The following is a 12362-nucleotide window of genomic DNA, read 5'->3' on the forward strand; positions in this document are numbered from 1 at the left end:
ATGGCATGGGGAGTTAAATATGGGTGGCAATATCGGGGTTGGAAGGATGCCTGGTTTGGTTCCCCTGCCAGAGAGCGAGACCCCGAGGACGGAGAATCCGTCCCGCTCATCCGGTATGCCGTTGCCCGACACTCGGTTCATCGGGTTGAAACCGAAACCGGTGTCGGTTTCACCGACTGGCAGGGCCGGAACCTCAGGCATCGGGAGTACGCAAAGTTCCATTCGCAGCGGGGGAAAAAGCCTGAAACAACTTGATCTGCCGCTCAGCGATGTAGTGGCGTCAAGCGCGCTCGTGGGACCCAAAAATGGCAGGAGCGATTGGACGATGTTTGACGGAGGGCAAGTTCAGGCGAGGTACGAGCCTGGATACAAGCTGATCCGGACTTATGTTGGGCGTGCTCAAGAGGTGGTGAATATCAACCTGTCTGACGATGGGCAGAGGGTTCGTAGTATCACCGGCTATCCGCAGGTCTCTCCGGATAAATTGCAGCGCTTGGTAACCGCCGGCCTTCTGCGTCCAGATCTATTGGCTACCGTAGGCGTCTCGCAGGAACAGGTGAAAATTGCGATGGAGCGTACCGCCCATGACCAGCAAATGACCCTGCGCCTACAAACGCATAGTGTCGAAAAATTACCATCTATCGAAAAGTATTCCGGCACGAATCACAATACGAAATTTGTCGGGCAAGGCGAGGCCCATTTTCTTTCGAGTGCGAAAGCCGACGTCAACGGTTTGTACACGGCAGGCGCTACTTCTTGCGTTATTTTAATTGCCGTTTTCAAAAATGCTCTGGGAAAATCGGAGAACGTTGCGATGGCGCATGTGGATGGATACGTCACAGATCAGGCGCTTGACCAATTCTTCGGATCACTGTCTGCGTCCGGGAAAGCGGAGGTCACCCTGCTTGCCAGGAACGAGGAAGAATCTGCTAAACGTGCCATGAAGGCGGCGGACAAAGCGGGAGCAACTGTGGTCTTTGCCCATGCGGGGCACGAGTCAGGCGGCGGCTATGGTGCGGCCGTAGACCGAGACGGCCGCATTTACTTCGGTAGCAGGCTTTCTTTAAGCAAGCAGATTGCTACAAATAAGACGGAAAGAAGAATCATGAAAGGCATGATGTCCGGAGAGAAACTGCCAATTCATGAACAGTTGCCTGCCCAATTTCATGTTTAAAAGGAAATCAGAAAGCGCTCGTTTCTGTCATTTTCCGAAGTCGCTGCACCACGTACCCACACTTGCGTGCGAGTCGGAGAATGTCAGGCTGAAGCGGCCCTGTTTCGAAGTTGCATGATGGACTGCCGTGCCGTGCCATAGTCGCGTGCCAATTGCGAGACCGATTCGCCCGCTATTTTTTCAACCATCCGTGTGAATCTCAACCCGCCTTGAACACGGAAATCCTGCCCTCCCCCCGTGCGGACTTAAGGATCGTATTCCCACTGCCATAGTCTATCAAACGATACTGCAACGCTTTCCGGCTCCGCTGCAGATCTCAAGAAAAGACTAGAAACTCTGGTGGTTCGATACCGGCAATGCGGTCGAATACATGACCTGCTTTAAGGCAAAGCTCGACCGAATGTTTCGAATATTAGGTAGCCGCGATATCTCATCGATGATCAAGCGCTCCAATGCCTGAGTATCCCGGACCAGCACACGCAGGAGGTAGTCCGCGTCTCCGGACATCAAGTAGCATTCCATCACGTTTGGTATCGCAACTACCGCCCGTTCGAATTCATCGAGCCCGTCACGACGCTGATTTTCCAGGCTTAAATGAATGAAGACATTCACATTCAATCCCAGACTCGCTGGATCGAGCAGCGTCACACGCTGCCGGATTACGCCATGACGCTCTAGCGCTCGAACACGAGTCAGACACGGCGACGGCGAGAGGTTCACGCGGGCAGCTAACTCGACGTTAGTCAAACGTGCGTCGCGCTGTAGTTCCGCCAGAATCTTCTGATCAATTGCATCAAGTTGCATATGCACCCTATGAGACACCATTCGGACGAAAACTGGCCGGCATTAGGCGAAGTTCATTGCGCATCCAGGCAGCACGTCCGTCTGCTTGCGAGTTTCAGCTGCGTTCGGCAAGGACTGCAAGAACGTGTCAGCGCCGCAAGGAGTGACTTTCCACTCACCTGCGTATTTCATTCTAGCGTTTGCTAGTGTTTGGCGTTGTCCAAACTTGCAGACGATTTAACAGAACTCCGAAGGAGTGAGCTATTCGGCTCAGGCATACCTAAGGCACACATTACCGAGGGAGCAAAGAGAAGCGCGACAGTCCTAAATCCGTCGCGTCCGGGGAAATGCGGGATCGGCGCACTGCAACTGGCGATCGGCGTACTTTTCAACGCTATCGACTGGCCGGGATGCGTCAGTCGTGTACCACGTCACCCGACTCCATGAGCATATCCGACAATCCCGCTCCCGCTGGCACCATCGGCCATACGTTCTCGGTCGGATCCGTAATGAAGTCCATAAAGACGGTTCGGTCCTTCATAGCCATCGATTCACGCAAAACCGGTTCGACGTCGCTCGGCCGTTCAACCCGGAATCCGACATGGCCGTAAGCGCGCGCAAGCGCTACAAAGTCAGGAAGCGCGTCAAGATACGATTGCGCGTACCGTCCCTCGTAGTACACGTGCTGGAGTTGCTTTACCATTCCAAGGTAACCGTTGTTCAAAGAGGCTACCTTTACGTTCAAACCATATTGCTTGCAGGTCGACAGCTCCTGGATGCACATCTGTATCGATCCATCTCCCGTTACGGCCACAACATCGCTCTCCGGGAAGGCTCGCTTCACACCCATCGCATAAGGGAGACCAACTCCCATGGTTCCAAGCCCGCCAGAATTAATCCAGCGTCTGGACTTGTCGAAGCCGTAAAGCTGCGCAGCCCACATTTGATGCTGACCGACGTCCGAGCACAGAAACGCGTCGCCTCCGGTGACTTCCCAAAGTTTCTCTATAACGTACTGCGGTTTGATAATCTTCGGGCCCTGTTCAAAGGCAAGACAACGCCTCGAACGCCACATCTCCACCTGTTTCCACCATGAATCGCGCGACGTCCGGTTTACCGGCTGCCGGGTCAGAAGCTCATTGAGCGTGCGCAGGACACACTTCACGTCTCCGACGATTGGAACATCAACCTTGACTCGTTTGTCGATACTCGCCGGGTCGATATCCACATGAATGATCGTCCGCTCACCTTTAGCAAAGTCTTCTGTATTGCCGATGACGCGGTCGTCGAAGCGAGCTCCCAATGCGATTAGCACGTCGCAATGCTCCATCGCCATGTTTGCCTCGTAGGTCCCATGCATCCCCGGCATGCCAACGTAGCGCCGGTCGGTTGCGGGGAAAACACCAAGCCCCATGAGCGTGGTCGTTACAGGCGCGTCTACGAGTTCAGCGAGTATGCGCAACTCCGCCTCGGCCTGCGCCGCGACGGCACCGCCACCTACATAGATGTACGGTCTGCGGGCAGAAGCAATGGCCTTAGCCGCCCGCCCAATTTGGGCCGCATGGCCCTCGGTAGCCGGCCTATACGAGCGAATCGAGACAGACTCGGGATAGACAAACGCCCCTTGCGCCAGCAGGATATCCTTCGGAATGTCGACCACGACGGGCCCTGGCCGTCCTGTTCTCGCGATGTAGAACGCCTTCTTCATCACCAGCGGAAGCTGATTCACATCCCGAACCAGAAAGTTATGCTTAACGATAGAACGGGTGATACCGACCGTGTCACACTCCTGGAATGCATCCTGCCCGATTGAGTCCGTAGGCACATTTGCGGAGACAACGACAATCGGGATCGAATCGAAGTAAGCGGTTGCGATTCCAGTCACCGCGTTTGTCACCCCCGGACCGGACGTGACAAGCGCAACCCCGACTCTCCCGGTTGCGCGAGAGAAACCATCCGCGGCATGAACCGCTGCCTGCTCGTGCCTAACAAGCAGATGGTCGATCCCGGTCGTCTCCTCGAGCGCATCATAGATCGGCAGCACCGCGCCTCCGGGGTATCCCCACACTGTATCTACCCCCTCAGCGACTAGCGCTCGAACGACCATTTCCGCGCCCGAAATGACGAAGCTCTCCTCCCCTTCCGGCTTGCTTGCCTCTTCGATAAACTCCATTTCTGCTGATGCGATTTTCAAGGTGTACTCCCCTACGTAAACGACGTCACTTGAGCGTTGCTGGTCGAACAGGTTTCTCCTGAGTCGAGCGAGCAGTCGACCGGATCTGCACAGTCGCAAGCGACTGCCTCCGAAGGCCGAAGCGGCCACGAAATATCCGGAAGTTCTGGTAATCCTAGCGCAGCTGCTGCGCTCAGAAATTCCGAATTGCGTCTTCCCGGACGGCATTTTCAGCACAAACCACTGCTCGCCGGGCATGTGGATTAGCACTTGTGCCGCACACCCGCGCAGCCGCATATCAAGTCTGTCCTTCGATGGCGGCAAAGCCGGCCGTAACCGACACAGACTTCATTAGCCTGCCGCCAGGAGGAGGGAGTGCGAGAACCGCGTTAGATCAGCGCTTCGATCAGTCGAGGACCTCGTTTCCGCATCGCGTCCGCGAATGCATCTTCAAATGCGCGGGGTGAATCTACGCTTACCGCTTCAACACCCATACCGGTTGCGAGCTTCACCCAATCCAGTGAAGGGTTTTGCAAATCAAACATCGAAGCTGCAAGTGCCCCCTCGTTCGTTGCGCCTACTCGCTTGAGTTCGTTGCTGAGAATCTTGTAGCCACGGTTTGCGTAAATGACCGTAGTAACGTCGACCTTCTCCCGCGCCTGCGTCCAAAGCGACTGGAGGATGTACATCGCGCTGCCGTCGCCCTGAAGCGTTACGACTTTTCGGTCAGGGCACGCTATACCCGCACCTGTCGACACGGCCATCATGCTACCGATCGCACCGCCTGTCAGATTCAGATAGTCGTGAGGCAACGCTGACGCGGTCACGCCGTAGTGCATAAACCCGGACGACAGTGACTCGTCTGCAACGATTGCGTTTTCCGGCAGATGCTTGGCCACAGCCTGCATAATCGCCTGCGCATCAAGCACATTGGCATTCTTGACGCCGATCGGCTTACGTTCCAGCACGCGTGCTGTTTCGTTGTGCGCGCCCAAGGCATGCAGAAGCGCCTCGAGTGAGGCGGGACCATCCTCGTGGGGATGCGCGAGTACCGCAAGCTGGCATCCGGCAGGCGTCAGCCAGCTCGGCTTGTCCAGATATGCAAAGAAACTGACGGGGGGCGGCGCTCCAACGAGAATCATTTGTTCCGTACCAGCAAGAGCATCGACAACTTGCTCAGCAAAGTACGGAAGACGTTCGAGCTCAATTCGTCCGGCACCGCGCTGCAGACGCGGGAAGAACGTGTCACACATAATTCGGCATCCGGTCTGCGCCGCGATCTTGCCAAGTGCTCGAAGCCCGCGATCCTGAAGAGCCTCGCCTCTGGTCAGTATTACTGTCTTCTTTCCGTTACGAAGCAGACGCGCAGCATGATCCACTGCGTTTTGAGTTGCCAATTGTCGAACCGGAGCAGGCAACGGCGGAGCGACGAAATCCGCCTCTTCCCATGCAGTGTCAGCCGGAAGAATCAGCGTCGCAATTTGCCCCGCTCCTGAGCGCGCAGCGTGAACCGCGCGCGCGGCGTCGGCACCGGCCGTGCGCGAACTCGATGACGAATGTACCCAGTGGGAGACCGGCCTCGCGAAACCGATCACGTCTGATGACAGCGGCGCGTCATAACGGGCATGGGTCGCTGCATGGTCGCCGACGATATTGACGATCGGAGTCGACGCCTTACGCGCGTTGTGCAAGTTTGCCAAGCCATTTGCAAGACCGGGACCGAGATGCAGAAGCGTGCACGCCGGTTTTCCGGCCATGCGGCCGTATCCATCCGCAGCGCCTGTCACCACGCCCTCGTACAGACCAAGTACAGGATGCATGCCCTCCACTGCGTCGAGCGCTGCCACGAAGTGCATCTCAGAAGTGCCAGGATTAGCAAAGCAAACATCCACTCCGCTGGCAATGAGCGAACGCAAAAGACTTTCAGCACCATTCATATCTACTTACCCCTTGATTATCCTCGAATCTGACGGCCTACGCTGGGCGACGAAAGTGTCGCGGCGTAGTCATGGCCGGATCGTATCGACCGGGGTAAGATATAAAAATATAGTCCTACTACAATCATCTTTGTATCATGCGCAAGAATCTGGAAAACGGCGTCTTCCACGCGATGAACGCCTTTATTCGCGTGGTGCATTCCGGAAGCTTTACGGCGGCTGCAGCGCAACTGGATGTTACGACGCCGCAAATCTCGCGACTGGTTACCGAACTCGAATCGCGGCTTCAGACCAAGCTCCTGCAACGCACTACTCGCAAGCTGGTGCTTACCAGTGCGGGTGAAAAGTACTTCAAACAGGCAGAGCTGATCATGGAACTCTTGGCCGAGGCCGAGCAGATGGCTGCGGGCGCTGCGGCTCAGCCGGCGGGGCGCCTGCGCGTTCTATGCATGGCAAGCTTCGGAAATCGATATGTTGTACCGTTGGTGACGAAGTACTCCGCGCGACACCCGCTGGTGTCGATTGAATACAGTACTTCGCAGTACATGCCGGACCTGCTCTCGGAAGGTATCGACGTTAGCGTCTATCTTTCCCAGCATCTGCCCGACTCGGGCTTGATCGCCCAGCGCCTCGGCACGATCTCTGCGGTCCTGTGCGCCTCTCCAAAGTATCTGGCGACTCATGGGGTGCCCGAACATCCGCGAGACCTCGTCAATCACGCGTGCCTGCGCCTGGTCAATCCATCGCTCACCACTCACTGGAAGCTTATCAATGGAAACGAATCATTCACCATTGATCCTGTTGGACCGATTATTGGTGATCTCCCAGAGCCCGTTGTTCACGCTGCCATTCACGGCCTCGGGATCGCTTTGCTCATGAGCCACAACATCGTGGATGCGCTGCGCAGAGGCACATTGGTACACGTTCTTCCTCAGTGGAAATCGCCTGAGATTGGAATCTATCTACTCTTTCCATCGAGAAAGTTCGTCGACGCAAAGACCCGGGAGTGGGCAGAACTTCTGAAAACCGAAATTCCGATCCTGCTTGAAAAGGATGCCGAACATATGAGCCAGGTGATGCAGTCAAATGGAACCAGTACTCAATAATTTTTCTCCGACGTTCTATTTTTCTGGAGAACTTCTCCACAGAATTGCGATTTCGCTCTCTATTTCTCCGAGAGTCGCTCACACAAGGCACCAACCCAGACCCGTGCCGCCTTACTGAGGCACAGAGAAAAAAGCGATCCACACCCGGATCGCTTTTTTCATGCCGGACCAGCCGTTATGCCACGACAATGCGGCGGGGATCAGCGAGGGCAAGCGCCTCTGCACGATCCGCGCTGGGCGGGTAGATCCACTCCGTATTGATCTTGGTCTTCAGAGCTTTGGCTTCGGCGCCAACCAGTTTGACCTCACGTTCCCAGCCCTCGGTGTACACCGCTCCCCATGGGCCCAGGTCCAGGCACGTCACGTACTTGGGCTGGCTATACGGAATCGATGGCTCGCCAAGCAGATCGGCCGCCACGTTGTGGCCGGCGGAGCGACCCAGATTCATGGCGTGCTGGCAGGACATCTTCGCGTAATTGCCGTCGTCGTCCGTGGCGGCATAGGCGCAGTCGCCGGTGGCAAACACCCCGTCCAGGCCCTTGACCTTCAGGTTGCGGTCCACGTGCAGGCGACCGAAGTTGTCGCGTTCGGCGGGGATTTGCTGAGTCAGTTCGCTGGCTCGCGCTCCAGCGGTCCAGATCACCGTGCCGGCATCGATGCGTTCGCCGTTTTCCAGCGTGACGCCCGTGGCGTCGACAGCCGCAACACCCGAGCCCAACTTCCACGTCACGCCCAGTTCGGTCAGCGCCTCAATGATTACCGGACGCGGACCGGGGCCCAGATCGGGACCGACTTCGGCGTTGCGCTCGACCATGATCACCGTGACCGCCTCATCCGCGCCCAGGACTTCACGCAGACGCGCGGGCATTTCCGCCGCGGTCTCGATTCCCGTGAAACCGGCCCCAGCCACCACGACCGTATTGCGAGCCACGCTGGCCGGACGCTCGGCCAGACTGTGCAAGTGGGTTTCAAGCACAGCCGCGTCGGCGATCTGATCGACGTTGAAGGCATGTTCTTTCAGGCCGGCAATGGGCGGGCAGAATAGACGGCTACCAGCGGCCAGCACGAGGCGGTCATAACGGATGGTGTGATGCGAAGTGTCGGCCCCCACGCCGATGACGTTGACCTCTTGCCTGGCAACGTCGATGTTCTGCACTTTGCCCTGAACGAACTGGACGCCGACGGCTTTGAAAATCTCTTGCAGCGGCGCCTTCATTCCCAGCGGATTTTGCTCATACAGACGCGGGCGGACATGAAGTTCAGGCTCGGGCGCGACCAGCGTGATCTCTACGTCGGTACGTCCGACCTGATCGAGCAAGCGGGCCGAAGCCAGCGCGCTCCACATACCGGCGAAGCCGGCTCCAATAACAAGAATGCGTTGCGACATCTGTCGTGCTCCTGAGAAGAGTCTGCGGTACGGGTGACCGAGAAACCGCATGGCACAAAGGTCCCAGCCATCAGGACGACATGTTCATTACCATGTCGTTAACTTAGACTATATCAGTCGTAGTTAAGGCATGCAACTGCCCGTGATCAGCTTGCCAGGGCTTCCGCGCGAAGCCCCTTACAAATAGAGAGCAGACGATCCCGCTCTCACTGAACAGGTACAAAAATGTCTTTCACCTCAATTACATCAAATTTTAGATGAATAACCTTCAGATGCCGTTCAAACGTCCGCGAAATTCCCCCCCGGAGCCTGTCGGCAATTCGGCCTGGACGACAGTCGCATAAGACTCCGCGAGCCAGCAATGACGGACCCACTTTGCGTTGATCCTCTCCGGTTCGGGTCAGCTAGAAATATCGGGTTCCGTGAAGGTTGAGCGCCGGATAGCCTGCTTCGTCTATCAAACACAAAGTTCGTCTGGTGCACGACCGCGTTACGCCGGATCACTAGAGTGTCGTTGTGCAATGCATCGGGATCGGGATACAGCCATGAAAAGCGTGCTAACGAGATTCATCGCCTCCACCAGCGGGAGCACCCCGCCATCGGACGGCGTTCAGGAGAATCAGGACGCAGTCCGAAACAGAGTGAAAGACCGTTCCATGTCCGGGCCGCCGGCAAGTCTCTCCGGTCTTCGCAATCTGCCGACAGGTAATACGAAGACGGCTAATCGAACCAGGCTGGTGGGTGCAGACCAGGCGACGCAAAGTCCGAACCTGCCGGTGGAGTTGCTTCGTGAAATCGTCGAGAACGGCGACTCCGCAACACGAGACGCGATACGCTTTGCCAACCGTCGACTCAATGATATTGCCGAGGTTTATACCGACAGCCGCAGAATCACAGACCGCGAGCACCTCAGAAACGTTCGGGATGCGATGAACAATGGGCGTTATCCGCATACCACACACCTCGATGCGAGTGGCCTGGATATTCAGCCACCGGTGTGGACCAAGCTCAAGCCGTTTTCCAAACTCGGGACGCTACCGGCGTTCGGCATGGCCGAGAAGCTCGACGTGCAGGAAAATTCTGCTCTCGGCAGTATCGGGCTCAGGCAACTGTTGGGCAAGGGTAAAAAGATTCGCGAACTGAATGCATCCGGCACGCGCTCAGGCGACGCTGGAGCAATGAAGATTGCGAAGCTCCCTCTGTTGCAGAAGCTGATGTTTTGCAACGAAAACCTTACCCTGACCGGCGTAAAAGCGCTCGCTGCCGCCCCACAGTTGGTGGAACTCGATCTTAGCGATAGTCACGGTATCGATGACGACTGCGCGGCAGCGCTGGCCGAGAATAAGAATCTGCGAGAGTTGCTGTTGAACGGTTGCAGCATCAGTAATCTCGGCGTACAGGAACTGATGAAGAACCGTGCATTGCGAAAACTCGGCCTTGCGGAGAGCGAGCTCGACGAAAATGGATTTGCCATGCTGGCGGAGCATCCCTCGCTGGAGGAGCTCGATGTCAGCAATTCGCTGGAATCCAGCGACGCCTGTGCGATCGCGCTATCGCTCAACCCACGACTGAAAGTACTGGCGATGAATCACGCGAATATTCAGGCCGACGGCGCCATCGCGCTGTCGGGAATGTCGGGGCTGCGCAAGGTCACCCTTTCGTCCAATATGATCGACGATAGTGGAGCACGTGCGCTGGCAGCGAACACGCAACTTCGCTACATCGATCTGCGGAACAATCCGAAAATCAGCGAGAAGGCGAAGCGCGAGATTAATGAGCAAGCCGAGACATCGGGGCAGACGATTCTGTTCTGAGTGTGGGCTGGTTCTGGTTGCGACAGGCACGATTAGAGATTTACCGTGTGCGTGTGATAAACACGGCCGCGCAGCACGACACCCTGCCAATGAATTGCTCAAAGGACGGCGCGGTGTCGCGCACCTCCGGCATCACGATGAGACACGGCCGGAATCCGCAAAAAAACTCCGCCGGATTCCGACCCAACACTTTGACTTCAAGGTGAAGTTATTGGCCAAATCGATGCCCTTCCGCGCGTCAATATGACGCTGGTGGGACTAGCGCTGAGAGCAATAGCGATGCCTTGACCCGCCGAACCCCAGGCTGATGAGTTCGGCAAAAGGCCCGTTCAACTAGACATGCTTGCAAAACCAGTCAATCTGCCTGGCAACGCTGCTTTCGAAGTGTTGCCCATCGTACATGTCGTAGTGGCCGGCAGTTTGCTCGACGTGAAGCTGCTTCGTGGTCGCCGCAACTGCGTCAAAAAGCTCGATACCGTGATTCGGCGGATTCACACCATCTTCGCCGGCGATAACAACTAGCACAGGACATGTAACGCGCGCGGCATAGTCCTTTGGCTTGTAATTCAATATCTCACGAACGGTCAGGAAGGGAATCTTGATATCCATTGCTGGATAGTTCTTCCGGTTCTCCTCGAAAAATGTTTTCGATTGCGGGTCTGTGAGTACTTTCGTAATCGGGACAAACATTTCCCTGCCGGTGCTCTGTTTCTTCTCGTGCATCCGTTCGAGCGTCGCAACGAATGCCTGCTTTTCGGCTTCGGTCATATTGCGAGTCGTCGCTTGTTCGCCGTCAGCAAAGCCAAGCTGACTAACAACGGCCTTGATGGACGGATCACTTGCGGCTGCGGCAAGCACATGGCCGCCGCCGAGCGACGTCCCCCACAGCCCGACGCGCTCGGCGTCGACATAAGGCAGTTCCCTGACAAACGCGATAACAGTACGGATATCCTCAATCTGCATCGCCGGGATAAGCCGGCCCTGTTCTCCCCCACTCGCGCCAAAGCCGCGATAGTCGAACGTAACAGCCGCATAGCCGGCGCGGGCAAAAGCTTCGGCAAATTTTGGAAGCAGCAACTCCTGGATGCCGCAAAACCCATGACACAAGATGACGACGGGTGCGGGAGTCTGCGTGTCGGGCCGACGTACGGTCACTGCAATGTCGTTAGCCGCTCGATATGAAGTAGTTTCCATATAACCTGGAAGTAGATAATGAATAGACCAAAACCGGAATCGTTCATGTCCGTCATGTGCGATCACATGCGAATTTGGCATTGTCGCACGTTGCCGATATAACAGCATTGACGATGCCCGAATCACATTCCGCACTTTCATTTCATGGCGGTTTTCGGGCAATTGAAATAGCAAACATGCACGCACAGTTGTCGACAAACGTGACGTCTATAAAGCCGGAGCATTCGAGTTATTCGCGGGTTAGAGCATGCGTACGGAAAGTACTCCATTCAGCATCGATCGCCGATGAAAGAAGTAATACCGGTTGCGGCATCAGGTAGACCGGCCCCTGATCTGTGCGGCGCTTGACCCTGAGCATGCCCCCAACGAGCAACGGCACATCGCCGTTTCGAACGTCTGGCTCAAGGATGGAAACCTCTCCCTGGCAAAGTCCGACATGCGTCGTCCCTGGCCAGCAGTGCGGTCCCGCGCATCAATGCTCATGTCCGAATCCGACCAGAATACGCACGCCTTTGCTTTAAAGTTCAGGCATGCGCCTCGGCCCAGACACCTGCTACCAGACGATGCTCTCGCGAGACCGCCGTTTCGACGGCTGGTTGACACGATCACGCGACGATGCACAGTTTGTCTCGTTGCAACCACGTACGAAACCGGCCGCGACCCAAGCATCGCACGCGCGTACTCGTGCCGGATTGCCTGCGAATCAGAATCCCTTTGCAACAAGAGCAACACCAACCGCAAGCCACTGTATGCCAGCCACAACCACACTCGCCCGCAGCAGCCCGACCGCGCCT

8 protein-coding genes are annotated in these 12362 nt (G+C 56.5%); 3 read left to right on the forward strand and 5 right to left on the reverse strand.

The genetic code is table 11. From position 1 onward, the window contains the following. The first annotated feature begins 19 nt into the window (after positions 1-19). Positions 20-1174: a hypothetical protein gene (locus GXB81_RS13575; RefSeq protein ID WP_205989398.1), complete on the forward strand. Its 1155-nt coding sequence runs from the start codon at positions 20-22 to the stop codon at positions 1172-1174. 327 nt (positions 1175-1501) lie between these two features. Here the strand turns inward: GXB81_RS13575 and GXB81_RS13580 are convergent, their stop codons facing one another. The 3 genes from GXB81_RS13580 to GXB81_RS13590 form a co-directional block, all read right to left on the reverse strand. Then, on the reverse strand, positions 1502-1978 hold the full coding sequence (locus GXB81_RS13580) for an Lrp/AsnC family transcriptional regulator (protein ID WP_167037947.1): 477 nt from the start codon (positions 1976-1978) through the stop codon (positions 1502-1504). A gap of 394 nt (positions 1979-2372) precedes the next feature. Beyond that, positions 2373-4130, reverse strand: coding sequence for a biosynthetic-type acetolactate synthase large subunit (gene ilvB / locus GXB81_RS13585; RefSeq protein ID WP_205989407.1), 1758 nt, complete (start codon positions 4128-4130; stop codon positions 2373-2375). 389 nt (positions 4131-4519) lie between these two features. After that, positions 4520-6067, reverse strand: coding sequence for an acetolactate synthase large subunit (locus GXB81_RS13590; RefSeq protein WP_205989399.1), 1548 nt, complete (start codon positions 6065-6067; stop codon positions 4520-4522). 137 nt (positions 6068-6204) lie between these two features. Between GXB81_RS13590 and GXB81_RS13595 the strand changes: the two genes are divergently transcribed. After that, a complete protein-coding gene (locus GXB81_RS13595; protein WP_205989400.1) occupies positions 6205-7173 on the forward strand; it encodes a LysR family transcriptional regulator in 969 nt (322 codons plus the stop codon). Between the two features lie 175 nt (positions 7174-7348). Here the strand turns inward: GXB81_RS13595 and GXB81_RS13600 are convergent, their stop codons facing one another. Next, entirely contained in the window at positions 7349-8560 is a 1212-nt protein-coding gene (locus GXB81_RS13600) for an NAD(P)/FAD-dependent oxidoreductase (RefSeq protein WP_205989401.1), read from the reverse strand. A gap of 545 nt (positions 8561-9105) precedes the next feature. Between GXB81_RS13600 and GXB81_RS13605 the strand changes: the two genes are divergently transcribed. Further along, positions 9106-10374, forward strand: coding sequence for a hypothetical protein (locus tag GXB81_RS13605; protein ID WP_205989402.1), 1269 nt, complete (start codon positions 9106-9108; stop codon positions 10372-10374). A 333-nt stretch (positions 10375-10707) separates the two neighbouring features. Here GXB81_RS13605 and GXB81_RS13610 read toward each other — a convergent pair whose 3' ends face one another. Next, a complete protein-coding gene (locus GXB81_RS13610) occupies positions 10708-11568 on the reverse strand; it encodes an alpha/beta hydrolase (RefSeq protein WP_205989403.1) in 861 nt (286 codons plus the stop codon). Positions 11569-12362 lie beyond the last annotated feature (794 nt).

Origin of the sequence: Paraburkholderia sp. Ac-20336, assembly GCF_017105025.1 — a bacterium.
In the GTDB taxonomy this organism is placed as follows: Bacteria; Pseudomonadota; Gammaproteobacteria; order Burkholderiales; family Burkholderiaceae; genus Paraburkholderia.